This is a genomic window from Kribbella sp. NPDC104740 (assembly GCF_055583505.1).
Genome location: NZ_JBVJNV010000004.1, coordinates 733360 through 756779, shown reverse-complemented (window position 1 = coordinate 756779; position 23420 = coordinate 733360). Strand labels below are relative to the sequence as shown.

The following is a 23420-nucleotide window of genomic DNA, read 5'->3' as shown; positions in this document are numbered from 1 at the left end:
AGTTCACGGCAGGTACGCCTCGGGGACCTGGGCGGCGCTGGCGGCCGCGTTGACCTTGGCGACCTCGAGCAGCCGCTGGAACTGCTCGGGATCGGTCGAATTCACCCCGAGCTCGTGGTTCACCTTGCCGAGGCCGTGGTGGTCGCTCGACCCGGTCCAGATGATGCCGAGCTCCTCGGCGATCCCGCGCAGCGTCTCCCGCGACTGCGGCGCGTGGTCCTGGTGGTCGACCTCGATCCCGGCCAGCCCGTGCTCGGCGACCAGGCGGGCGATCGTCTCGGCGGTGATCACCTTGCGGCTGGAGCGGCCCCACGGGTGCGCGATCACCGGTACGCCGCCGGCCTCGCGGACCAGGTCGATCGCCCGGCCCGGCTCGATCGCGTAGTGCGAGATGTGGCCCGGGCGGCCGTCGGCCAGGAACCGGTCGAACGCCTCGCCGCGATCGGCGACGACACCCTTCGCGACCAGCGCGTCGGCGACGTGCGGACGGCCGACCGACGGCGTACCGGTCGCCTGGGCGAGGACGTCGTCGACGGTGAGGTCGACGCCGAGCCCGTTCAGCCGGGCGACGATCGAGGGGATCCGGTCGGTGCGGCCGTCGCGGACCAGCCGCAGCTCGTCGGCCAGCGGCTGGTACGACGGGTCGGGCAGGTAGGCGAGCAGGTGCACGCCGATGCCCTGCAGCTTGCAGGAGATCTCGATCCCGGGCACGAAACCGATCCCGAGCTCCTCCGCGGCACGCCGGCCCTCGGCCCACCCGTCGGCCGTGTCGTGATCGGTGAGCGCGATCACGTCCAGGCCGTCCCGCTTCGCGTGCGCGATCAGGACGTCGACCGGGTCGGTGCCGTCCGAGCGGTTGGAGTGGGTGTGCAGGTCGATGCGCACGGGTGATCGGGATCCCTTCTCTGGACAAACTCTCGACGCTGATGGTATCCGGACCGGCCTGCTCTCCTTACTGTTATCCACATGGAGCGTGACCGGATCGACTGTGTCGGGGCCCTCGTGTACGACGACCAGCGCCGCCTGCTGCTGGTCCAGCGGGCCAACGAGCCCGGCCGCGGCCTGTGGTCGCTGCCCGGCGGGCGGGTCGAGCCCGGTGAGGACGATCCGACCGCGGTGGCGCGTGAGGTCGCCGAGGAAACCGGTCTCCAGGTGGTCGTCGGCGACCTGGTCGGCGAGGTCGAGCGGGAGGCGCCGGGGCAGCGGCTGTACGTGATCCGGGACTACGAGGCGGAGCCGGTGGGCGGGACGCTGAAGGCGGGCGACGACGCCGACGACGCGCGGTTCGTGAGCCTGGACGAGTTCCACGACCTGCCGACGGCGACGCTGCTGGCCTCGACGCTCGCGCAGTGGAACGCGCTGCCTGGGTGAGGTGGGCCAGGGTCACGCGGCGCCTGGGCGACACGGCCCGGCGGAAATCGGGGTGACCGTCCTGCGGCCGGCGAGCAGACTGAGGCGATGGATCTGATCCGGGCGGTCGAGGACAACCTCGCCGGGCTGCTGATGCGGATGGGTGCGGCCGGCGGCGGCGTTCAGCGGGACGACGGGCGGGCGCGGTGGACGATCGGCGGGTCGCCGCTCGACTACCACAACGCGGTGGTCGGGGTGGATCTCGCCGAGGCCGACGCGGTGATCGCGGAGTCGCTGGCGTTGATGCGGGAGCACAACGTCCCGGGGAGCTGGCACGTCGGGCCGTCGCTGCGGCCGGAGGAGCTGGGACCGAAGCTCCTTGCCGCTGGGTTCGAGGATGGCGGAAGCGAGCCTGCGATGGCACTCGAGCTCGACGAGTTGACGCAGGAGCCGTTGGGGCCGGCCGGGTTGGAGATTCGTGAGGTCGACTCTCAAGACGAACTAGTTGTGTGGGCGGAGACGCTGGCACAAGGGTTCGGCGAGGGCAAGCTCGAGGCGGACTGGGTCGCGGAGATCTACCGGCGGGAAGGCTTCGGCGATCCCTGGGCGCACTACCTGGCGCGGCTCGACGGCGAACCGGTGGCGACGGCAACGATCTTCCGGACCGGGGACGTCGCCGGGGTGTACTTCGTGATGACCGTGCCGGAAGCCAGAAGACAAGGGATCGGCGCCGCGATCACCCAGCATGCTGTCCGCAGCAGCAACACCCAGTACGCCGTACTGGGTGCGTCGTCAGCCGGAAAACCTGTCTATGAACGGCTCGGGTTCCGAACCGTCGGCGAGATCAGGATCTACGAGTTCCACTGATGGATCGCGGGTGATCCCCGCTCCCAGCCGAGGATCGAGACCGTCGCCGTACCGAGCACGAAGTGCCGGCCCTCGGTGACGTCCAGCTCCAGCCACCGCGCCGTCAGCGCGCGCAGCGCGTGCGAGTGACCGAAGACCAGCACATCCCCGTCGACGGCCGCGATCCGCGCATTCACCCGGTCGAGCCGCGCCGCGACCTGCGCGGGGGTTTCGCCGTTGGGTACGGGATTCGCCCAGACCGTCCAGCCGGGCACGGTCTCGCGGATCTGCGCGGTGGTGATGCCTTCGTAGTCGCCGTAGTCCCACTCGACCAGGTCGTCGTCGACCTCGGCGTCCGCGAAGCCGGCCAGTTCGGCCGTACGCCGGGCGCGCTGCCGCGGGCTGGTCAGCACCAGGTCGAACTCGTGGCCCTGCAGCCGGTCGCGCAACTCGCCCGCGATCCGCTCACCCTCCGCGGTCAGCGGCAGGTCCGTGGTCGACGTGTGCTTGCCCGACCTGCTCCACTCGGTCTCGCCGTGGCGGACCAGCCAGAGCCGGTCCTTCCGCTCCCCTGACGCTGCGTGTGTGGTCACCGATCCATCGTCTCAGACCGCGGATCGAGCAGCCCCGAACCCTTGACCAACCACCCCGGGACAAGGCAGGGTCGAAAACTGTAAGCGCTTCCAATTCACCCCGAAGGAGCTCGTGATGGCCTCCGGACCGACCGGCCGGCCGGCGACGATCTACGACGTCGCCGCGCTCGCGCAGCTGTCGATCGCGACGGTCTCGCGGGTGCTGCAGGGCACCGGACCGGTGTCGGCGAAGGCGCGGGCCCGGGTCGACCAGGCGGCGCACGAGCTGAACTACGTTCCACTGCGGGCCGCCCGAAGCCTCGCGGTGCAACGGCACGAGGCGCACGGGCTCGTGCTGCCCGACCTGGCCGGCCCGTTCTACGGCGACCTGCTGATGGGCTACGAGCGCTGGGCCGGCGAGCACGGGCAGAGCGTCGTCCTGACCGTCACGCACGGGAACCCGGATCCGTCGCGGACGGTGCGCGACCTGGCCAGCCGGGTCGACGGGGTCGTTGTGCACGGCAACGCTCTCGGGCTGGAGGTGATCCGCGACCTGAGGCGGGCCAACGTGCCCGTGGTGGTGGTCGCGCATCCGCCGGTGACCGGATGCGACTCGGTTCGCACCGAGAGCGCGGCGAGTGCGGAGGAGCTGACGGCGCGGTTGCTCGACCACGGGCGGCAGGACCTGCTGTTCGTCGGCGACCCGGCCAGCTCGTACGACGTGTCGGAGCGCTACGCGGGGTTCGCGAAGGCGATGAGCGCCCGAGGTCTGAGCGCGCCGGAACCGGAGCGGGTGCCGCTGACCGAGGCGGCGGGAACCGCGCTGGCCGGGGCGTTGCTCAAGGCAACCGGTGGCGCCGGGCGCGGGGGGCGGCCGGAGGGCCTGGTCTGCGCCAACGACGAGCTCGCGCTCGCGCTGCTCAAAGGCCTGCGGGCCGGCGGTATCGCAGTACCGGACGACATCGTCGTCACCGGCTGGGACGACGTGATGGCCGCCCGCTACGTCTCGCCCGGTCTGACCACCGTGCGGCAGCCGATGGCCGAGCTCGGCCGGCTGGCCGCCCAGCGGCTGCACGAACGCGTGACGGGTGAACGCACCCGCGCGCGCAACGACGTACTACCGACAGAACTGGTGCTGCGGGACTCCTGCGGCACCGCACAGGGGGACGGCACGGCAACTGCAGTACACAACTGAGGAGACGAGCATGATCACCCAGAGCACCCGTCGCCGGCTGGTGACCGGCGGCGCCGTACTCACCGCCGCGGCGCTGGCCCTGGCCGGCTGCGGCCGGTCCGAGGACTCCCCCGAGTCGCAACCGCAGGCCTCCACCAGCATCGGCAGCGACCCGGCCACCGGCGAGCTGACCGTGTGGGCGATGGGCACCGAGGGCGAGAACCTGCCCAAGCTGACCGCCGCGTTCGAGCAGGCCAACCCGGGCGTCAAGGTGAAGGTGACGCCGATACCGTGGGACGCCGCGCACAACAAGTTCACCACCGCGATCACCGCGCAGTCGCTGCCGGACGCGGCGATGGTCGGCACCACCTGGATGGGTGAGTTCGCCGATCTCGGCGCGCTCGACCCGACGCCGTCCGGGATCGACACCGCGAGCTTCTTCCCCGGCGCGCTGGACACCACCAAGGTCGGCGACGTCGGCTACGGCGTGCCCTGGTACGTCGAGACGCGGGTCGTCTACTACCGCAAGGACCTGGCCGCCAAGGCCGGCATCACCACTCCCCCGACCGACTGGGACGGGCTGAAGGCGATGGCCAAGGCGATGAAGGACAAGGCCGGTGCGCAGTACGGGATCAACCTGCAGCCGGGCGGTCAGGGCTCCTGGCAGACCGTGATGCCGTTCGCGTGGTCGGCGGGCGCGAGCATCACCAGCGACGACGACAAGCAGTTCACGCTGGACACCCCGGAGGTGCAGGAGGGGCTGAAGTACTACCAGTCGTTCTTCACCGAGAAGCTGGCCGGGACCGATCTGCCGCCGAACCAGACCGAGGCGCAGTTCGTCAGCGGCCAGGTGCCGATGTTCATCTCCGGGCCGTGGATGGCGGGCTCCATCGCCAAGCTCGGCGGCGACAAGATCAAGCCGAACATCGGCGTCTTCGAGCTGCCGAAGAACAAGACCTCCACCTCGTTCGTCGGTGGCAGCAACTTCGTCGTGTTCAAGGCGAGCAAGAACAAGGACAGCGCCTGGAAGCTGGTCAAGTGGCTGTCCGACGGCAAGACCCAGGCCGACTGGTTCAAGCTGTCGACCGACCTGCCGGCCGTCCAGGCCGCCTGGAAGGACCCGAGCATCGCCAACGACCCGCTGCTGCCGGTCTTCGGCAAGCAGCTGGAGACCGCGAAGGCGCCGCCCGCGATCGTGAACTGGGAGCAGGTCGCGACCGCCTTCGACGCCGAGGTGGAGAAGCTGGCCAAGTCCGGGCAGTCGCCGGAGGAGACCGCGAAGGCGATCCAGACCAAGGCCGCGTCGATCGGCACCGGTAGCTGACCGATGCGATCGCTCAGGCGAGAAACCACCGCCGCGTGGATCCTCGTCCTGCCGTTCGTGGTGCTGTTCCTGGCCTTCACGGCCGGACCGGTGCTGGGCTCGTTCGGGATGAGCTTCACCGACATCAAGCAGCGTGACCTGCGGACGCCGTTCGCGGTCGAGGGCGTCGGGCTCGACAACTACGTGAAGGCGCTGTCCGACGAGACGTTCCGCAAGGCCGCGTTCAACACGGCGTACTTCGTGATCGTCGGCGTCCCGGTGACGCTGGCGGTCGCGCTGGCCGCCGCGGTGCTGCTGGACCGCGGCATCAAGCGGTTCCAGGCGCTGTTCAAGGTCGGCTACTACCTGCCGGTGGTGACCTCGATCGTCGCGATCGCGGTGATCTGGCGGTTCGTGCTGGCCCCGGACGCCGGTCTGCTGAACACGGTGCTCGGCTGGTTCGGGATCGACGGCCCGAACTGGCTGGCCTCGAAGACCTGGGCGATGCCGTCACTGATCGCGATGGCGGTCTGGCGCAACTTCGGCTCGGCGATGATCATCTTCCTGGCCGGGCTGCAGGGCATCCCGCAGACCGTCGAGGAGGCCGGCCAGATCGACGGTGCGGGCGCGTGGCAACGGTTCCGGTACCTGATCCTGCCGTTGCTGCGCCCGACCGTGCTGTTCACCAGCGTCACCACCGGGATCGGCTACCTGCAGTTCTTCGAGGAGCCGCTGGTGATGACCCAGGGCGGTCCGCTGAACTCGACGCTGTCGGTGTCGATGTACACCTACCAGCAGTTCGGCTTCGGCAACTACGGGCTGGCCACGTCGATGGCCTACATCCTGTTCGTGGTGATCGCCGTGATCACGTTCATCCAGTTCCGGCTGCTGAGGGAGAAGTGATGCGCCGCACCTGGTGGATCTACCTGATCGGCGTGCTCGGGCTGGTCGCCGTCGCGGCGCCGTTCGTCTGGATGCTGCTCGGCAGCTTCAAGACCCAGGGCGAGCTGCTCCGGGTCCCGCCGACCTGGTTGCCCGAGGCACCGACCACGCAGAACTACGACGACCTGTTCGGCAAGGCCAACTTCCCGCGCTACTTCCTGAACTCGACCGTGGTGGCGCTGGCGGTGACGGCCGGCAACCTGGCCTTCTGCTCGATGATCGGGTACGCGCTGGCCAAGCTGCGGTTCAAGGGCCGCGACGCGCTGTTCGTGCTGGTGCTGGCGACGCTGATGGTGCCCGGCATGGTCACCTTCGTGCCGCTGTTCGTGTTCGTCACCAACGCCGGGCTGGCCAACAGCTACCCGGGCCTGATCCTGCCGTTCCTGGTCTCGCCGTTCGGCGTGTTCCTGATGCGGCAGTTCTTCTCCGGGCTGCCCGACGACCTGATGGACGCCGGCCGTGTCGACGGTACCAGCGAGCTGGGCATCTTCGCCCGGATCATGCTGCCGCTGACCCGGCCCGCGCTGGCCACGCTCGGGATCCTGACCTTCCTCGGCTCCTGGAACAACTTCCTCTGGCCGCTGGTGATCGCCCAGACCGAGGACAAGTACACCCTTCCCGTCGCCCTGGCGCTGTACTCGACCGGGCAGAACGCGCAGAACTACGGCCTGCTGATGGCCGGCGCGGTCGTGGTCGTCGTACCGGTGCTGGTGATGTTCCTGGTCTTCCAGCGGCACGTCACCAAGGGCATCGCGATCACCGGACTCAAATAGGAGGCAAAGATGACCGCCAACATCAGTCGCCGAACACTGTTAGCCGCCACTGGAACTGCCGCGCTCGTGGGAACAACACTTCCTGCGTACGGAGGAACTTCTTCACCAGCTGATCAGTTGAAGGGCGGCTGGAAGCCCAACCGGCACGACAAAGCCCTGGTCGGGCGCTGGGCGCGCGACACCTGGCGCAGCCTGGTCGCGATGACCGACGAGAGGACCGGTCTGCCCGCCGACAACATCGGCGCCTCGGTCACCGACCCGGTGCGCAGCAAGTACACCTCGCCGACCAACATCGGCGGGTACCTGTGGAGCACCGTGGTCGCGAAGGAGCTGGGGATCATCTCCCCGCAGGAGTCGCTGCGGCGGCTCACCCAGACGCTGACCACGATGACCCGCGTCGACCACCACGAGCCGAGCGGCATGTACTTCAACTGGTACGACGAGGCGACCGGCGAGGTGCTGCACGTCGATCCCGACGGCACCCGGGAGATCACGCCGTTCGTGTCGAGCGTCGACAACGGCTGGTTCGCGGCCGCGCTGATGGTGGTCCGCAACGCCGAGCCGCGGGTTCGCCGGCTGGCCGACGGGCTGCTCGGCAAGATGAACTTCGCCTACTACTACAACCCGGACGCGCGCCCGGGCGTCGGTGCCGGGCTGATGCGCGGCGGGTTCTTCGAGACGCCGCCGCCGGACGAGGAGACCGACCAGGGCAACCACGCCGGCACCGGGCCGGACGTGTACTACCGCAAGTTCCACTACGACACCTGCAACACCGAGGCGCGGATCGCGCCGTACATCGGGATCGCGCTCGGGCAGGTGCCGCCGCAGCAGTACTTCGCGACGTACCGGACGTTCCCGGACTCCTGCGACTGGTCGTGGGTCGAGCAGCGGCCGGTCGGCGTGACCCGGACGTACCTCGGGATCGACGTGTTCGAGGGCAGCTACTCCTACCGAGGGATGCGGCTGGTGCCGTCGTGGGGCGGCGACATGTTCGAGTCGCTGATGCCGGACCTGTTCGTGCCGGAGGGTCGCTGGGCCACTCGCAGCTGGGCGATCAATCACCCACTGACGGTCCGAGCGCACATCGAGCACGGGCTGAGCGAGGCGAAGTACGGCTACTGGGGCTTCTCGCCGGCCTCCAACCCCAAGGGCGGTTACAGCGTGTACGGCGTGGACGCGATCGGGATGGACCCGAACGGCTACCCGTCGGACCTGGAGGCGACCAACTTCGACGCCGGTTTCGAGGGGTGCCGGGACGGCGTCAACCCGAACCCGGCGTACGGCGACGGCGTGGTCACGCCGCACGCGGCGTTCCTGGCCATGCAGTACGCGCCGCGGCAGGCGATCGACAACCTGGCGCGTATCGAGTTCCGGCTGAAGGCGTACGCCGGGGGCGGGTTCTACGACTCGGTCGCGGTGAAGTCCGGCACGATCGCCAAGCGCTACCTGTCCCTCGACCAGGCCATGGTGATGGGTGCCATCGGCAACGTCTTCGGCAACGACGTGATCCGGCGCAACTTCAGCCGCGGCGCGGTCGAGCGGCACGTCAAACCGCTGATCGCGATGGAGAAGTTCACCGCCGGTCTCGACTGACCTACTTTCACGGGAGAAGCATGCAGAACGACGCCAAGGCCGACTGGGACGCGCGGATCGCGCTCCGCAGCGACGAGGACCGGGAGTTCACCTTCCCGGACCTGGACCCGCCGAAGGAGGTGAGCGCGGTCGGTGGCGCCGGCCAGGTCACCGTCGACTGGTCGCTGGTGCCCGGAGCGGTCGGGTACCTGATCCTGCGCGGCACCGAGGACGGGCCGCTGGAGCCGGTCGACCACCACAGCGGCGACGTGCTGTCGGTGCCGCTGCCGCCGTACGTGGACACGACCTGCACGCCTGGTACGGCGTACAGGTACGCGGTGGCGAGTGTGCCGGAGGTGACGGTCGCGGGGCGCGCCAGCGAGGTGGTGGGCGCGGTACCGCTGGTTGCCGACGGGACGATGCCGGTGGTGCGAGTCGCTGTCGACGCGGTGGCCGAGGGGGTCGAGCTGCCGCGGCCCTGGGTGCCGATGGTGGGTAGCGAGCGGCTGAGCCAACTGCTGTGCACCGACCTGAGTGGTGGTCGCGAGATCGGGCCGGAGCTGGAGCGGGCGCTGCAGCGGATGCACGACGAGATCGGCGTCCGTACGGTGCGGGCGCACGCGATCTTCCACGACGACACGCGCGTCTACACCGAGGTCGATGGTTCGCCGGTCTACGACTTCACGGTTGTGGACAAGATCTACGACAAGCTGCTGGGGCTGGGGCTGCGGCCGGTGGTGGAGCTCGGGTTCATGCCGCGCGATCTGGCGTCGGACCCCACGAAGACGGTCTTCGAGTACGGCGCGATCATCTCGCCGCCGCACTCGTACGAGCGGTGGGGCGCGCTGGTTTCCGCTCTGGTGCAGCATCTGGTCGAGCGGTACGGGCTGGACGAGGTGCTCGGGTGGGACTTCGAGGTGTGGAACGAGGCGAACCTCGAGGTGTTCTGGTCCGGCACCAAGGCGGAGTGGATGCGGCTGTACGACGTTTCGGCCGCTGCCGTGAAGGCTGTCGACCCGCGGCTGGCCGTGGGTGGGCCGTCGTCGGCTGCCGCGGGCTGGGTCGACGACCTGCTGGCGCATGCCGCGGCGGTCGGGTCGCCGGTGGACTTCGTGTCGACGCACACGTACGGGAGCCCGCCGCTCGACGTACGGGCCTCGCTGGAGCGGCACGGCTTCGGGGACGCGCGGATCCTGTGGACGGAGTGGGGGGTGACGCCGACGCACTTCAACCCGATCAACGACTCGGTGTTCTCCGGGGTGTTCCTGCTGCGCGGGATGAAGTCGGCCGCCGGGCGGGTGGACGCGCTGGCCTACTGGGTCGCGTCGGACCACTTCGAGGAGCTGGGCCGGCCGCCGCGGTTGCTGCACGGGGGCTTCGGGCTGCAGACCGTCGGCGGACTGCCGAAGCCGCGGTTCCACGCCATGTCGCTGCTGAGCCGGCTGGGGCCGGTGGAGCTGCCGGTGGTCGTTGAGGGTGACGGCGCGGGGAGCCTGGTGGAGACCTGGGCGTCGCGGGACCGCGACCGGGTGGCGGTGCTGGTGTGGAACCTGACGCTGGACCAGACGAAGGCGACAGGCGCTGAGGAGCTGCAGCGGATGGTGGAGCTGTCAGTTCCGGGTGTGGACGACAGCTGGACAGCTACTGCGACCTACCTGACTCCTGAGGGTTCAGGAGACCTGGTGGCCGCAGCAACTGCACTGGGTATTGGCGACTGGCCGACTGACGAGCAGTGGAGCCAACTGGCAGAGCACTCGGTACTGCGGAGCGAACGCGTTGCCAGAGACGGCGACTGCGTACGACTGACGCTGGCGATGCCGTCCGCCGTACTGCTCGAGTTCCGGCCGGTCTAGCTGAGAGGCGTGGGGCGGCCCGGCTGTTCGCCGCCTCGCGCCTCCAGGTAGGAGTTCTTCGGGACCATCACCTTGCGCTTGAACAGGCAGACGACGGTGCCGTCCTGCTTGTAGCCCTTGGTCTCCACGTGCACGACGCCGCGGTCGTCCTTGGACTTCGACTCCCACTTGTCCAGCACCACGGTCTCGCCGTAGATGGTGTCGCCGTGGAAGGTCGGGGCGACGTGCCGCAGCGACTCGATCTCCAGGTTCGCGATCGCCTTGCCGCTCACGTCCGGGACCGACATCCCGAGCAGGATCGAGTAGATGTAGTTGCCGACCACAACGTTCTTGCCGAACTGGGTGCTGCCCTCGGCGTAGTGGGTGTCCAGGTGCAGCGGGTGGTGGTTCATGGTGAGCAGGCAGAACAGGTGGTCGTCGTACTCGGTGACCGTCTTGCCGGGCCAGTGCTTGTACACGGCCCCGACCTCGAACTCCTCGTAACTGCGCCCGAACTGCATCCGTGCTCCTTCCGTTCCGGCCCATGCTGCCGGTCCGGGAGCATCCAGCGCAGCCCCAACACCCAGTGGCGTTGGTCTCAGTTGGTCTGTTCAGGCAGGCGCGGCGTGACCTCGCCCTTCAGGGCCAGCTTGGCCAGGTGGTTGCGGGCCTCCTCGGCGAACTTGAAGTCGCAGAGCACGTCGTACGTCGTCGCGACGACCGCGGTGCGGGAGGTGAAGTCGCGGCGGCCGCCGAGCTGGGCGTAGCCGATCGCGCCGAACGCCATCCCGAAGATCGCGCCGAGCACGACGCCGGTGAGCAGCGCGGCCAGCCAGCCGCCGTCGCTGGTGAACAGGCCGAGCAGCACGCCGACGAACAGGCCGAACCAGGCGCCGCTGGCCAGGCCGGCGGTCAGCGCCCGGGCCCAGGTCAGCCGGCCGGTGATCTTCTCGACCTGGCGCAGGTTGTTGCCGACGATCGTGGTGTGCTCCACCGGGAACTTCTCGTCCGAGAGGTAGTCGACCGCTCGCTGCGCCTGCAGGTAGGTGTCGTACGTGCCGATCGTCAGCCCCGTCGGGCGGGGGTCCATCGAGGGCATGCCCTGGGTGGTCATCGTCGTTCCTCTCCGCTGTTGCTTCCGTCCCATCATTGCCGACGCTTGGTAAGGACAGCGCGGCAGCCACACCGGCGGGGCGTTGATAGCCTCGCGTCGATGACCGGACGAAGGTGGGACATGGGCGCGTCACGGCGCGTCGGACGGGTGTTCGCCCGCCGTCCGGCGGCTCCCGACGCCCCCGCGTTCGACCTGGTCGCCAGCGGGAAGCTGGACGGCGCTCTGATCGACTGGGCCTACTACCGCGACGGCCGCCGGGACACCCGCGACGGGAACTACGTGGACGCCCTGCAGCGGGCCCGGCGCGGTGACGGGTACGTCTGGATCGGCCTGTTCCAGCCCAACGAGCACCAGCTGGCCGTGATCGGGCAGGAGTTCGGGCTGCACCCGCTGGCGCTGGAGGACGCGACCGAGGCGCACCAGCGGCCCAAGCTGGAGCGGTACGGCGACACACTGTTCGCCGTACTGAAGACCGTGCGGTACGTGCCGCACGACGACCTGACCGCGACCAGTGAGGTGGTCGAGTCCGGTGAGGTGATGGTGTTCTGCGGCCCCGGCTTCGTGATCACTGTCCGGCACGGGGACCACGGCGAGCTGGCCGGGCTGCGGCAGCTGCTGGAGGAGAAGCCGAAGCGGCTGGCCGCCGGGCCCGGCGCGGTGCTGCACGCGATCGCCGACCACGTGGTGGACAGCTACCTGGCTGTCGCGGACGCGGTCCAGGCGGACATCGACCAGATCGAGATCGAGATGTTCAGCCCGCGCGGCTGGCGGCACATCGACCGGGTGTACCAGCTGAAGCGCGAGGTGCTGGAGCTGAAACGGGCGGTGGCGCCGCTGACCGGCCCGATGCGGGCGCTGGCGACGCTGCGGCACCCGATGATCGCCGACGAGACCCGGGACTACTTCCGCGACGTCGACGACCACCTGCTCCGGGTCAAGGAGCAGGTGATCTCGTTCGACGAGCTGCTCAGCTCGATCCTGCAGGCCGGTCTGGCCCAGGTGCAGGTCTCGGAGAACGAGGACATGCGCCGGATCTCGGCCTGGGTCGCGATCATCGCGGTGCCGACGCTGATCGCCGGGGTCTACGGGATGAACTTCGAGAACATGCCGATCCTGACCACCAGTTACGGCTACTACGTCGTACTCGGCGTGATGCTGGTCGCCTGCACGGTGCTGTACCGGTTGTTCCAGAAGAACAACTGGTTGTAGCTGTTGTGCTACCTCCCGTGTTTTTGGTTCAATGCCAAGAGCGTCTGCTGGGGAGGGGCACGTGCTTCGCATCCACTTCACTCCGCGCGACCTGGCCCGGGTGACGATCTCGACCAAGCCCGCTCCGCTGTGGGAGATCCTGCTCAGCCTGCACATGCTGCAGCACACCGACGGCCGGCTGGTCTTCGACGACTGGCGGCGGCACGTCCGGACCAAGGTGGCGCCGGACCAGATGCGGCTGCTGCTGGAGCTGATGCCGGCCCGCGGCTACTCCCCCGACTTCCTGACCCCGGCCGACTGCCCGGCCGACTTCGACAGCGCGCTGGAGAAAGCGCTGTCCACGCCGCAGCAGCAGGTTCGCTCCGAGCTCGACCTGCTCAGCAAGTACCGCCCGGGCTCGCCCTGGACGCGGGAGCTGGCCAAGGGTGACCGCGCCGCGATGCGCAAGCTGGGGCACGCGATCCGGACCTACCACGACGCCGCCATCGCGCCGTACTGGAAGTCGATCGGGACGCACGTGGCCGCCGACCAGGCGCACCGCGGCGACGCGCTCGCCCGGCACGGTGTGGACCGGCTGCTGTCGTCGCTGCACCCGCGGGTCCGCTGGGTCGCTCCGGTGCTGCAGGTGCTGGACATGAACGACCGCGACTTCTACCTGGACGGCCGCGGTATCGAGCTGCAGCCGTCGGCGTTCTGCTGGCAGGTCCCGACCAAGCTGCGCGACCCGGGGCTGAAGCCGATCCTGGTCTACCCGATCCAGCACGCACCGGGCATCCTGCGCCAGTCCTCCGACGGGTACCGCCCGTCCGACGCTCTCGGCTCTCTGCTCGGTACGACGCGCGCTGCCGCGCTGGAGGCCGCAGTCGAGGGCTGTACGACGACCGAGCTGGCCAAGCGCTGCAAGATCTCCCCCGCGGCGGCCAGCCACCAGGCGACCGTGCTGCGGGAGGCCGGGCTGATCACCACCCGCCGGGCCGGTGCCTCGGTGCGGCACGAGGTGACCCAGCTGGGCATCTGGCTGCTCGCCGGGTACGGCTCCGGCGGCCTGCGTCACGACAACCGCCCTGCTGTCACCTCCTAGCGAGCAGGCCTTCCACCTCGGCCCGTACGTCGTCCAGCAGGCCCTGGCCGTGGTCGTCGATCAGCTCCAACGCGTAGATCCACGCCTGCTCGGCTGCAGCGTCGTCGGTGCCCTGCCATGCCTGGCCGAGCCGGATCTGCGAGCCGACCGCGGCGACCGGGCTGCCGAGCTTGAGGTTCAGCGTCACCGCCGCGGCGAACCGCTCGGTCGCGAGTTCCACCTCGCCGAGCCCGACGTACGCCTGGCCCAGCGTGTCCAGGACGAAGCAGAGCGGCCGCTGGTCGACCAGGTCCTCGCTGATCCGGATGCACTCGATCGCGGTCAGCCGCGCCTCGGCGTACCGGCCGGACTCGTTGTAGGTCATCGCCAGGTTGTTCAGCAGCCCGGAGGTCGCGTGGTCGTCGCCGTTGGCCCGGGTGATCTCCAGCGCCGCCCGCTGGTGCTCGACCGACTCGTCGTACCGGCCCTCCAGCTGGCGCAGGAAGCCGAGGTTGCCGCGGATCAGCGCGACACCGGCCTGGTTGCCGATCTCGGTGAACATCCGCAGCGCCTTGGCGAACTCCGCGTCCGCCTGCTCGAGATCGCCCTTGGCGCCGTGGCTGGTCGCCAGCTGGTTCGTCGCCAGCGCTGCGAGCATCGGGTGGCCGACCACGCGTGCTGACTCGGCTGCGACTCGCTGGATCGCCAGCGCCTCGTCAGGACTCACCAGCCGCGCCAACGCGTTCCACAGCAGCAGCGCGAGCCGGGCTGCCTGTGCGTGCATCCCGCGGGCGGCGCCGCCGGTCACCATCGCCATCAGCCCGCGCAGCTCCAGGTCGAACCAGGCTCGGGCGGCCGGCTGGTCGGCGAACGTGAGCGTCACCGTCCCCGGCAGCGGGTCCTCGACGTAGTGCAGCTTCTGCGGCTCGCCGAGCACCAGCCGCCCAGCGACCGCTGACTGCACCGCCCAGTCCAGCAGGCGCTCCCAGGCCGCGTCGACGTCGTCGGTGGCCTTCGCCAACTCCTCAGCGGCGTACGCGCGGAGCAGGTCGTGCAGCTGGAACCTGTTCGCGCTCGTCTCCACCGCGAGGTGCAGGTCGGCCAGGCGGCGCAGCAGCTTGCCGGCGGTCCGGTCGTCATGACCGGTGAGCGCAGCCGCGGCCTGCGGGCCGAACCGCCGCCACGGGTAGATGCTGAGCATCCGGAAGAACCGTGCAGTCTCCGCATCGAGCGTCCGGAACGACCAGGAGAACACCGCCCGCAGGTCGGTCGCTGGGTCGTCGCCGGCATCGAACGCGTCCAGCTGGTGCTCGGTCAGCTCACTGACCAACTCAGCCAGCGCCGAGCCCGATCGCCTGGCCACCTGCTCTGCCGCGATCACCAGCGCCAGCGGCAGGTGGTTGCAGCGCTCAGCCAGCTGATCGAGCAGCTGCACGTTCCCGGTCTCCGGCAGACCAATGCGGCCGGTCAGCAAGCTCCTGGCGTCAGCTGCTGACAGCTGGTCGATCGCTACCTGCCGAGCGCCCTCCCGCGCGACCAGGCCGCGCAACCTGCTCCTGCTGGTGATCAGCACGACCGCACCCATCCCCGGCAGCAGCGGCCGAACCTGCTCCGCGTTGAGCGCGTTGTCGAGCACCAGCAGCACCCGCTGACCGGCGAGTGTCGACCGCAGCAGCGCACTGCGTCCGCCCACCTCCGCCGGGATCTGCGAAGCCGGTACGCCGAGAGCATGCAGCAGGTACCCCAGCGCCACCGACGGATCCACCGGGGCGCCCGGCCCGTAGCCACCGAGGTCCACGAACAGCAGCCCGTCCGGGAACTGCTCCGCGACCAGGTGACTCCAGTGCACCGCCAGGCTGGTCTTCCCGGCTCCACCCGGGCCGTGCAGCACCACTGCGACCGTGCTCTCCGGATCGCGTCCGGCCAGTACGTCGTCCAGCTCGGCCAGGAGCGCCTTGCGGCCGGTGAACGCGAGCACGTCCGACGGCAGCTGGCTCGGCGCGACTCGGCGGGACGGCCTGCTCCGGGCTCCGGTCAGCTCGTCGAACACGGCCCGCAGCTCGGCGCCCGGGTCGACACCGAGCTCGTCGGCGATGCGGCCGCGCATCTCTTCGTACAGCTCCAACGCCTCGGCCGTGCGGCCGCTGCGGGCCAGCAGGCGCAGGAAGCGCGCCCAGAGCGACTCCCGCAGCGGGTACGCCGCCGTGAGCCGGCGCAGCTCGGACAGCTCCTCGCCACGGTTCTGCGGCGAGCGGTCGAGCGAGCGCAGGTCGAAGCGGCGCTCGACAGCGGCCAGGTACTGCTCCTCCAGGCGCGGCAGCTCGATTGACTCCAACCAGTCCGACCGCACGCCGCTGAACGGGCGACCGGTCCACAGCGCCAGCGCCGCGTCGATCGCCGCCCGCTCCTGCGAGCGCTCGATGGACTGGGCAGCGGTCCGCAGCAGCCGACCGAACCGCAGTACGTCGACCTGCTCGGGCTCGACGCGCAGGCTGTATCCGGTCGGACCAGTGGTCACCAGATCGGCTCCGACCGCCCGCCGCAACCGGGTGACCAGCGTGTGCAGGCTCGGCGCGGCGTTGGCCGGCGGCGCCTCGCCCCAGATCCGTTCGACGAGCAGCGGCGTCGGCACGCTCTCCCCGGCCGTCAGCGCCAGGATCGCCAGCAGCGACCGCAGCCGGTCGCCACCCAGCTCGACGCTGCGTCCGTCCAGCCGCACCGCCACCGCACCGAGCAGCTGCACGTCCGTGCTCACACCGCGTCCCGGCCTTCCGCTGCCGTGCCAAGTCGCCTGAGGATCTCATCGCGCTTGAAGTACGTCGATGGTCCGTACAGGTCGGACGCCTCCAGCGCGCGCTGCCAGGCGTCGACGGCGCGGTCCGGCCGGTGGCACGCGTCGTACGCGTCCCCGAGGCTGATCAGCGTCGGCACCTCGAGCGCACCGAGCTGCAGCTCACCGCACATCCGCACGGCCTCTTCCAGGCTCGTCACGGCCTGCTCGAACTCGCCGGCGGCGAGCTGCGCCATGCCGAGCGAGTCCAGCGCGTCGGCCTCGCCGCGGGCGTGGCCGGTCCGGCGGGCCAGCCCGATCGCCTCGCGGGCGGCGGCGATCGCCTCGTCGTACCGACCGAGGGCGTAGTAGGTGGTGGACAGGTTGTTGTAGGTGCCGCCGATCGACGTCACGTCGTCGTTCACCGTCAGCCCGGTCCTCAGGTGCTCCAGCGACAGCTCCAGGTCACCGAGACGCTTGTAGGTGATGCCGAGGTTGCTGTGCACCTTGGCCATCCCCGACCGCTCTCCGAGGATCGTGAACAGCTCCAGCGCGCGCAGGAACTGGTCCCGCGACTCGGCGTACCGGCCGGACATGCCGAAGCTGACCGCCGACTGGTTGGTGACCACCGCCTCCAGCAGCGGCTCGCCGGTCCGCACAGCAGCCTGTACGGCGATCTCGTGCGCCGCGACCGACTCAGGACTGGGTGAGCGGCCCTGATCGAGGTAGTCCCAGAGTGCACTGCCCAGACAGGCCACCAGGCGGTCATGCCCGCGCTCTGCCCCGGCGAAGATCGCAGCGACCATCGTCGGCCACTCCCGGTCGAACCACGCCAGCGCATCGGCGTCCGCCACGAACTGCACCGCCCGTACGCCGGGCAGCGGGTCGAGCAGCACCCTGCGGGCCTTGTTGCGGCGGGTGATCTGGGCGGACAGGGCGCTCTGCGCCAGCCAGTCCAGCGACCGGGCCAGGGCGTCCCGGCTCTCCTCGGAGTCGTCCGCGAGCCCAGCGGCGTACAGCCGCAGCAGATCGTGCAACTGGTAGCGCCCGGGCTCGACCAGCTCCAGCAGGTTCACCTCGACCAGGTGGTCCAGCAGCCGCTCAGCCGTCACATCGTCGAGCGCAGCCAGCGCTGCGGCCGCCGCTCGGTCGAAGACCGCGCCGGGGTAGACACCGAGCAGCTGGAACAGGCGGGCGACCTCAGGTGCCAGCGCCTGGTAGGACCAGGACAGAGCGGCCCGGACGCTGCTCAGCTCGTCGTCGGCGATCTCCAGCTCGTCCAGCCGGTCACCGGTCTCCGCGAGCTGCCGGGTGATCGCCGCGAGGTCCGAGCCCGCGCTGCGACCGGCCCGCTCGGCAGCGATCACCAGGGCCAGCGGCAGCCGCCCGCACAGCTCGGCGAAGGCGGTCAGCTCGGTCACGTCGTACGGGCGACCGGCGACAGCCATGGCCAGCAGGGCTGCGGACTCCTCGGCGGACATCGGACCGAGGCTGAGGCGTTGCGCGCCCTCGCGGGCGACCAGACCGCGCAGCTGGTTCCGGCTGGTGACCAGTACGAAGCCACCGGCCCCCGGCAACAGCGGGCGGACCTGGGCGACGTTGCGGACGTTGTCGAGCACCAGCAGCATCTGGCGGTCGGCGACGAGCGAGCGGAACAGGGCCGACCTGGCCTCGACGTCCTTGGGGATCTCGCTGGCCGGTATCCCGAGACCGTGCAGCAGCTGCTCCAGCGCGTTCTCCGGCTGGAGGAGACCGCCCGCGCTGTAGCCACGCAGATTCACGTACAGCTGGCCGTCCGGGAAGTGCGCGCGAGCGCTGTGCGCCCAGTGCACGGCCAGTGTCGTCTTGCCGACTCCACCGGTCCCGTCGATCGCCACGACCACAGCAGCCTCGTCCGGATCCCACCCAGCCAGTACGCCGTCCAGCTGCTCCAGCGACGCCCCACGACCCGTGAAGCCCGGCACGTCGGCCGGCAGCTGCCGCGGCACGACCTTCGGCGGCGGCGCCACTGGATCGCTGTCCAGCAGGGCGGCGTACATCGAGCGCAGCTCGGTACCGGGATCCACACCGAGCTCCTCGGCGATCCGGACGCGCACCGACTCGTACAGCTCCAGCGCCTCCGCCGTACGGCCCGCTCTGGCGAGCAGCCGGAGCAGCCGGACCCACAGCGACTCCCGCAACGGGTACGCCGCCGTCAGGTCGAGCAGCTCGCCCAGCACCTCGCCGTACTCGCGGTCGTCGACCCGGAGATCGACCCGGCGCTCGACAGCCGCCAGGTACTGCTCCTGCAGCCGCGGCCCCTCGCTGGACTCCAGCCAGTCCGACCGGACCCCTTCGAACGGCCGCCCGGCCCACAGGCTCAGCGCCTCGACCAGTACGGCGGACTCCCGCTCCGGGTCGTCGCTGTTCACGGTGCTGCGGACCAGGCTGACGAAGCGCAGCGCGTCGACGTCGTCCGGGGTGATCCGCAGGCTGTAGCCCGCCGTGCCGCTGACGACCAGGTCGGCGCCGATCGCCCGGCGCAGCCGGTTGGCCAGCGTGTGCAGGCTCGGACCGATGTTGGCCGGCGGGTCGTCACCCCAGACCCGCTCGGCCAGCGCGGGGGTCGGCAGCGGCTCGCCACCGGCCAGCGCGAGGACCGCGAGCAGGGCACGAACCCGCTCCCCACCCACCTCGACCGGACGGCCGTCGAGCCGTACCGAGACAGCACCGAGCAACCGGATGGCGACCTGCGGCCGCTCCAGCTCTCTTGCCGTCATCTGTCTCCGCTCCCCAGGTGCCCGGAGGATAGCGCGTGGGATCGATTTCCAACCATTCTTCGCCACCCTCGGTGACGAGCGGTGACAAGCGCTTTCCCGCACAGGTTGCCCGTTAGCGCACCGAACAGGGGCGGCACGACCGGTGACAGGAAGTTGACAGGACCCTGCTTGCACGATGGGTGGTGGAGAGAGGAGTACCTGTCGTGCTGCGGATTCACTTCACCAGTCAGGACCTGGCTCGAACCACTGTCGCCGAAGAACCGGACCCGCTCTGGGAGGTCCTGCTGAGCCTGCACCAGCTGCAGGTCCAGGACGGGACGGCCCAGTACGGCCACTGGCGCGACCGGGCCCGCCGGCAGCTGCCCAGGCCGGCGACCAAGCTGCTGCACCTGGCGCCTCCGCGCGGCTACTCCCCCGACTTCCTCACCCCGGCACACCAGTCCGGGAGCTTCGAGGAGGGCGTGGAACGCGTCCTGTCCACCTCCCGCAACCGCTTCCAGCGGGAGCTCGAGCTGCTCGCCGTACGGCGGCCCGGGTCGAGCTGGACCCGGGAGCTGATCGGCGGACGCACCGAAGCGGTCAAGGGCCTCGGCCAGGCCATGCACACCTACCACCAGTCGACCATCGCGCCGTACTGGGAGTCGATGCGGTCGATGGTCCGCGCCGACCACCAGCAGAAGGTCAGCCACCTGTCCGGTGCCGGAGTCGACCAGCTGCTCGGCCACATCCACCCCACTGTCCGCTGGGAGTCCCAGGTCCTCACTGTCGACGGCCTGCCGGACCAGGACCTGCACCTGGAAGGCCGGGGGCTCCGCCTCCAGCCCTCGGTGTTCTGCTGGCGTACGCCGACCAAGCTGCTCGACCCGAACCTGCCGCCGGTCCTGGTCTACCCGGTCAAGCACGGCCCTGGCGCACTGCGCCGCGGCCTGGCCGAGCAGCGCTCGCGTCCGCTGGCCGCTCTGCTCGGCAGCACCCGGGCAGCGGCCCTGGAGGCGATCGCAGACGGCTGCACGACGACCGAGCTCGCCCAGCGCTGCAGCATCTCGCTGGCCGGCGCCAGCCGCCAGGCGGGCATCCTGCGCGAGGCCGGGCTGATCACCACCCGCCGGGCCGGCCAGGCCGTCCGCCACGACCTGACCACCCTCGGCCGGATGATCCTCGACGGCTGCGGGACACCGATCGGATGATCAGGCCGGGTCCCGCCGCCTGCGGGTGGTCAGAGCTTGTAGTCCTCGAGCAGCCGGCGGCCGATGATCATCCGCTGGATGTCGGCCGTGCCCTCACCGATCAGGAGCATCGGCGCCTCCCGGTACAGGCGCTCGATCTCGTACTCCTTGGAGAACCCGTAGCCGCCGTGGATCCGGAAGGAGTCCTCCACCACCTGCGCGCAGTACTCGCTGGCCAGGTACTTGGCGACCCCGGCCTCGAAGTCGTTGCGTGAGCCGGCGTCCTTCTTGCGGGCCGCCTTCACCATCAGCTCGTGCGCGGCCTCGACCTTGACCGCCATGTCGGCCAGCCGGAACAGCACCGCCTGGTGGTCGGCGATCTTCTTGCCGAACGTCTCGCGCTGCTGGGCGTAGGAGATGCCCAGCTCGAAAGCGCGCCGGGCGACCCCGCAGCCGCGGGCGGCGACGTTGACGCGGCCGACCTCGACGCCGTCCATCATCTGGTAGAAACCCTTGCCCGGAACGCCGCCGAGGATCTGGCCTGCGCCGATCTCGTACCCGTCGAAGATCAGCTCGGTGGTGTCGACCCCCTTGTAGCCCATCTTCTCGATCTTGCCCGGCACGCTGAGGCCCTTGTCGACCTCGCCGAAGCCGGGCTCCTTCTCGACCAGGAACGTGGTCATGTTCTTGTAGACCGAGTCCTGACCCTCGTCGGTCTTCACCAGGACGGCGACCAGGTTCGACGAGCCGCCGTTGGTCAGCCACATCTTCTGGCCGTTGATCGTGTAGCTCTCACCGAACTTGGCGGCCTTGGTCTTGATCGCCGACACGTCGGAACCGCAGCCCGGCTCGGACATCGAGAACGCGCCGCGCACGTCACCGGTCGCCATCCGCGGCAGGTACTTCTGCTTCTGCTCGTCGGTGCCGTGCTGCAGCAGCATGTAGGCGACGATGAAGTGCGTGTTGATGATGCCGGACACGCTCATCCAGCCGCGGGCGATCTCCTCCACGCAGAGCGCGTAGGTGAGCAGCGACTCGCCCAGGCCGCCGTACCCCTCGGGGATCATCAGGCCGAACAGGCCGAGCTCCTTGAGGCCCTCGACGATCTGGGTGGGGTACTCGTCCTTGTGCTCCAGCTCGGTGGCGACCGGCAGGATCTCGGCCTCGACGAAGGCCCGGACCGTCTTCAGGATCTCCTCCTGGACGTCGGTCAGTCCCTCGGTCTGCTGCAACCTGCTCATCTCGGCGGCTCCTCGGCTCGGCTTACTCGCGAGTATCGCGACTCACCAGCATCCCGGTACACCCCGACACCCGCTGTGACACCGACCACCTGAATCCCGTCAGGTGCCTCACGCCCAGTACGCCGACTGGTACACCCGCTCCAAGTAGTCGCCACCGAAGCCCGCCCTCGTTTCCCGAGGCAGCCTCGGCCTACTCGTCGGAGTCGCGCTCGTCCTCGTTGTCGCCGCCGCCCTGGCCGTAGCCGGCCCGGCCGAGGTCGCGGTTGATCGCGGCGATCAGCACGAACTCCTGCGGCGTCGGCTGCCACTGGTTGCTCCGCTGCGCCGTACCCAACCTGCGCAACGCGCTGCGGTACTGCTCGCCCGCCTGGCCCTCGTGCCCGTCGCCGAGCGCCTTGGCCGCCTGGTCGAGGTCCTTGGCCGCCTCACGGACCGGCCGGCTGACGTGGTCGCCCTGCCGGAGCAGCTGGGCCAGCGAGCGCAGCTGAGCCATCGTGCCGGTCTCCACCGGCGGCTTGGGGGTCTTCTTCGGCGGCTTCGACGGAGTCGGCGTGGGCTTCGGCTTCGGCGTCGGTGTGGGAGTCGCCTTCGGCTTCGTGGTCACCTTCGCGGCGACGGTCGGGGTGACCGTCGGCGTACCACCTGCCTGTGCCGGCGGCTCCTGCGAGACGCCCTCACGCAGCAGCGCAGCGGCCATCACACCGACCACCAGTACGGCGGCGCCGACCAGGACCTTGGTGAGCAGGGAACGGTCGCGCGGGGCAGCGTGGGCCGCCGTCGGCGGCTCGCGGTCGTCGTCGACGGGGTCGCCGAGCAGCTCGGCGTCCAATGCAGGAACAGGTGCTGCTGCGGCAACTCCGGGAACAGCTCCTGCCGCGAAGGGCAGCACCTGGGTGGAGTTGCTGACCTGTCCGTTCAGCAACGCCAGTACGTCGGCGGACGACGACGGGCGCTGCGCCGGGTTCTTGGCGAGCATGCGCTCGACCAGCGCGGCCAGACCGGGGACCTCGTCCGTCGGCCGGACCTCCGGGATCGGAGCCTCCAGGTGCTGGCGCAGCACGCCCTCGACGCTGTCCGCGACGTACGGCGGGACGCCCTCGAGCAGTTCGTACAGGACGCAGCCGAGCGAGTACCAGTCGCTGGCGGTCGTGGCCGCGCCGCCGGTGACCTGCTCCGGGGAGATGTAGGCCGCCGTACCGAGCAGGACCTGGCCGGTGGCGCCGTTGAGCTCACCGGCGTGGGCCAGGCCGAAGTCGGTGATCTTCAACGTGCCGTCGGCGGCCATCAGCAGGTTGCCGGGCTTCACGTCGCGGTGGATGATGCCGGCGCCGTGCGCGGCGTCCAGCGCGCGGGCGCCCTGGACGGCGATGTCGGCGACCAGCTTGGTGCCCGGCAGGCCCTTGCTGCGCATCAGCTGGGCCAGGTCGGTGCCGGTGACCAGCTCCATCACCAGGAACACCTGGTCGTCGGCAGCGCCCACGTCGTACGTCGCGACGACGTTCGGGTGCTGCAGCCGGGCGGCGGCCTGGGCCTCGATCCGGAAGCGCTGCACGGCGTCCATGGGGTCGCCGTCGAGCGCGCGCAGCAGCTTGATCGCCACCGGGCGCGCGAGCACCGTGTCCTCGCCCCGCCAGACCTCACCGGCACCACCTCGCCCGAGCAGGCTGAGCAAGCGGTAACGCCCTGCGAGTACCTCGCCGTTCACAGAAAACCTCACAACAGTCAGCTTCGGGCCGG

The 23420-nt window shown here is 70.1% G+C and carries 19 protein-coding genes; 11 read left to right on the top strand and 8 right to left on the bottom strand.

The window, feature by feature from the left end; all coding sequences use genetic code 11:
- Positions 1-3 precede the first annotated feature (3 nt).
- The gene (locus tag ACZ6Z4_RS24750; protein ID WP_363665147.1) at positions 4-885 is read right to left on the bottom strand and encodes a PHP domain-containing protein; all 882 of its coding nucleotides are present in this window, start codon (positions 883-885) and stop codon (positions 4-6) included.
- A gap of 81 nt (positions 886-966) precedes the next feature.
- Here ACZ6Z4_RS24750 and ACZ6Z4_RS24745 point away from each other — a divergent pair, with 81 nt between their 5' ends.
- Positions 967-1371, top strand: a complete 405-nt coding sequence (locus ACZ6Z4_RS24745; RefSeq protein ID WP_465568936.1) for an NUDIX hydrolase — start codon at positions 967-969, stop codon at positions 1369-1371.
- Positions 1372-1458: 87 nt separating this feature from the next.
- The gene (locus tag ACZ6Z4_RS24740) at positions 1459-2217 is read left to right on the top strand and encodes a GNAT family N-acetyltransferase (protein ID WP_465568934.1); all 759 of its coding nucleotides are present in this window, start codon (positions 1459-1461) and stop codon (positions 2215-2217) included.
- Here the strand turns inward: ACZ6Z4_RS24740 and ACZ6Z4_RS24735 are convergent.
- Positions 2202-2789 carry a histidine phosphatase family protein gene (locus tag ACZ6Z4_RS24735; RefSeq protein ID WP_465568932.1) on the bottom strand — a complete coding sequence of 196 codons (588 nt, stop codon included), beginning with the start codon at positions 2787-2789 and terminating at the stop codon, positions 2202-2204. The two genes, ACZ6Z4_RS24740 and ACZ6Z4_RS24735, sit on opposite strands and share 16 nt — an antisense overlap.
- Before the next feature lie 115 nt (positions 2790-2904).
- On the opposite strand from ACZ6Z4_RS24735, the gene ACZ6Z4_RS24730 reads away from it, so the two are divergent.
- From ACZ6Z4_RS24730 to ACZ6Z4_RS24705, 6 genes are all read left to right on the top strand, one after another.
- The gene (locus ACZ6Z4_RS24730; protein ID WP_465568930.1) at positions 2905-3963 is read left to right on the top strand and encodes a LacI family DNA-binding transcriptional regulator; all 1059 of its coding nucleotides are present in this window, start codon (positions 2905-2907) and stop codon (positions 3961-3963) included.
- Between the two features lie 10 nt (positions 3964-3973).
- Positions 3974-5266 (top strand): sugar ABC transporter substrate-binding protein, encoded by a 1293-nt coding sequence (locus ACZ6Z4_RS24725; RefSeq protein WP_465568928.1) that lies wholly within the window; start codon positions 3974-3976, stop codon positions 5264-5266.
- 3 nt (positions 5267-5269) lie between these two features.
- A complete protein-coding gene (locus tag ACZ6Z4_RS24720; protein ID WP_363665153.1) occupies positions 5270-6148 on the top strand; it encodes a carbohydrate ABC transporter permease in 879 nt (292 codons plus the stop codon).
- The gene (locus ACZ6Z4_RS24715) at positions 6148-6960 is read left to right on the top strand and encodes a carbohydrate ABC transporter permease (RefSeq protein WP_465568925.1); all 813 of its coding nucleotides are present in this window, start codon (positions 6148-6150) and stop codon (positions 6958-6960) included. Before ACZ6Z4_RS24720 ends, ACZ6Z4_RS24715 begins: the two co-directional genes overlap by 1 nt.
- A gap of 117 nt (positions 6961-7077) precedes the next feature.
- Complete coding sequence (locus tag ACZ6Z4_RS24710; RefSeq protein ID WP_465568923.1) at positions 7078-8553, top strand: glucoamylase family protein; 1476 nt, start codon at positions 7078-7080, stop codon at positions 8551-8553.
- Positions 8554-8573: 20 nt separating this feature from the next.
- Positions 8574-10385: a GH39 family glycosyl hydrolase gene (locus ACZ6Z4_RS24705; RefSeq protein WP_465568921.1), complete on the top strand. Its 1812-nt coding sequence runs from the start codon at positions 8574-8576 to the stop codon at positions 10383-10385.
- On the opposite strand, the gene ACZ6Z4_RS24700 is transcribed toward ACZ6Z4_RS24705, so the two are convergent.
- A complete protein-coding gene (locus tag ACZ6Z4_RS24700; RefSeq protein WP_465568919.1) occupies positions 10382-10885 on the bottom strand; it encodes a MaoC family dehydratase in 504 nt (167 codons plus the stop codon). The two genes, ACZ6Z4_RS24705 and ACZ6Z4_RS24700, sit on opposite strands and share 4 nt — an antisense overlap.
- 77 nt (positions 10886-10962) lie before the next feature.
- A complete protein-coding gene (locus ACZ6Z4_RS24695) occupies positions 10963-11478 on the bottom strand; it encodes a YflT domain-containing protein (RefSeq protein ID WP_465568917.1) in 516 nt (171 codons plus the stop codon).
- A 99-nt stretch (positions 11479-11577) separates the two neighbouring features.
- On the opposite strand from ACZ6Z4_RS24695, the gene ACZ6Z4_RS24690 reads away from it, so the two are divergent.
- Both ACZ6Z4_RS24690 and ACZ6Z4_RS24685 read left to right on the top strand, forming a co-directional pair.
- Positions 11578-12687 (top strand): magnesium and cobalt transport protein CorA, encoded by a 1110-nt coding sequence (locus ACZ6Z4_RS24690; RefSeq protein ID WP_465568915.1) that lies wholly within the window; start codon positions 11578-11580, stop codon positions 12685-12687.
- Between the two features lie 61 nt (positions 12688-12748).
- Positions 12749-13768 carry an ArsR/SmtB family transcription factor gene (locus tag ACZ6Z4_RS24685; RefSeq protein WP_465568913.1) on the top strand — a complete coding sequence of 340 codons (1020 nt, stop codon included), beginning with the start codon at positions 12749-12751 and terminating at the stop codon, positions 13766-13768.
- Here ACZ6Z4_RS24685 and ACZ6Z4_RS24680 read toward each other — a convergent pair.
- Together ACZ6Z4_RS24680 and ACZ6Z4_RS24675 are read right to left on the bottom strand one after the other, a co-directional pair.
- Positions 13758-16502 (bottom strand): AfsR/SARP family transcriptional regulator, encoded by a 2745-nt coding sequence (locus tag ACZ6Z4_RS24680; protein ID WP_465568911.1) that lies wholly within the window; start codon positions 16500-16502, stop codon positions 13758-13760. The two genes, ACZ6Z4_RS24685 and ACZ6Z4_RS24680, sit on opposite strands and share 11 nt — an antisense overlap.
- Entirely contained in the window at positions 16499-19276 is a 2778-nt protein-coding gene (locus ACZ6Z4_RS24675) for an AfsR/SARP family transcriptional regulator (protein WP_465568909.1), read from the bottom strand. The genes ACZ6Z4_RS24680 and ACZ6Z4_RS24675 overlap by 4 nt, the downstream gene beginning before the upstream one ends.
- A gap of 203 nt (positions 19277-19479) precedes the next feature.
- Here ACZ6Z4_RS24675 and ACZ6Z4_RS24670 point away from each other — a divergent pair, with 203 nt between their 5' ends.
- Positions 19480-20463, top strand: coding sequence for an ArsR/SmtB family transcription factor (locus ACZ6Z4_RS24670; protein ID WP_465568907.1), 984 nt, complete (start codon positions 19480-19482; stop codon positions 20461-20463).
- 29 nt (positions 20464-20492) lie between these two features.
- On the opposite strand, the gene ACZ6Z4_RS24665 is transcribed toward ACZ6Z4_RS24670, so the two are convergent.
- Positions 20493-21683 carry an acyl-CoA dehydrogenase family protein gene (locus tag ACZ6Z4_RS24665; RefSeq protein ID WP_465568905.1) on the bottom strand — a complete coding sequence of 397 codons (1191 nt, stop codon included), beginning with the start codon at positions 21681-21683 and terminating at the stop codon, positions 20493-20495.
- 190 nt (positions 21684-21873) lie between these two features.
- Positions 21874-23400 carry a serine/threonine-protein kinase gene (locus ACZ6Z4_RS24660; RefSeq protein WP_465568903.1) on the bottom strand — a complete coding sequence of 509 codons (1527 nt, stop codon included), beginning with the start codon at positions 23398-23400 and terminating at the stop codon, positions 21874-21876.
- Positions 23401-23420: the final 20 nt, after the last annotated feature.

Excerpts from the sequence above, each read along its gene's own strand:
- ACZ6Z4_RS24745 (WP_465568936.1), top strand. The coding sequence starts at position 967 with ATGGAGCGTGACCGGATCGACTGTGTCGGGGCCCTCGTGTACGACGAC.
- ACZ6Z4_RS24740 (WP_465568934.1), top strand. The coding sequence starts at position 1,459 with ATGGATCTGATCCGGGCGGTCGAGGACAACCTCGCCGGGCTGCTGATG.
- ACZ6Z4_RS24730 (WP_465568930.1), top strand. The coding sequence starts at position 2,905 with ATGGCCTCCGGACCGACCGGCCGGCCGGCGACGATCTACGACGTCGCC.
- ACZ6Z4_RS24725 (WP_465568928.1), top strand. The coding sequence starts at position 3,974 with ATGATCACCCAGAGCACCCGTCGCCGGCTGGTGACCGGCGGCGCCGTA.
- ACZ6Z4_RS24720 (WP_363665153.1), top strand. The coding sequence starts at position 5,270 with ATGCGATCGCTCAGGCGAGAAACCACCGCCGCGTGGATCCTCGTCCTG.
- ACZ6Z4_RS24715 (WP_465568925.1), top strand. The coding sequence starts at position 6,148 with ATGCGCCGCACCTGGTGGATCTACCTGATCGGCGTGCTCGGGCTGGTC.
- ACZ6Z4_RS24705 (WP_465568921.1), top strand. The coding sequence starts at position 8,574 with ATGCAGAACGACGCCAAGGCCGACTGGGACGCGCGGATCGCGCTCCGC.
- ACZ6Z4_RS24700 (WP_465568919.1), bottom strand. The coding sequence starts at position 10,885 with ATGCAGTTCGGGCGCAGTTACGAGGAGTTCGAGGTCGGGGCCGTGTAC.
- ACZ6Z4_RS24695 (WP_465568917.1), bottom strand. The coding sequence starts at position 11,478 with ATGACCACCCAGGGCATGCCCTCGATGGACCCCCGCCCGACGGGGCTG.
- ACZ6Z4_RS24690 (WP_465568915.1), top strand. The coding sequence starts at position 11,578 with ATGACCGGACGAAGGTGGGACATGGGCGCGTCACGGCGCGTCGGACGG.
- ACZ6Z4_RS24675 (WP_465568909.1), bottom strand. The coding sequence starts at position 19,276 with ATGACGGCAAGAGAGCTGGAGCGGCCGCAGGTCGCCATCCGGTTGCTC.
- ACZ6Z4_RS24665 (WP_465568905.1), bottom strand. The coding sequence starts at position 21,683 with ATGAGCAGGTTGCAGCAGACCGAGGGACTGACCGACGTCCAGGAGGAG.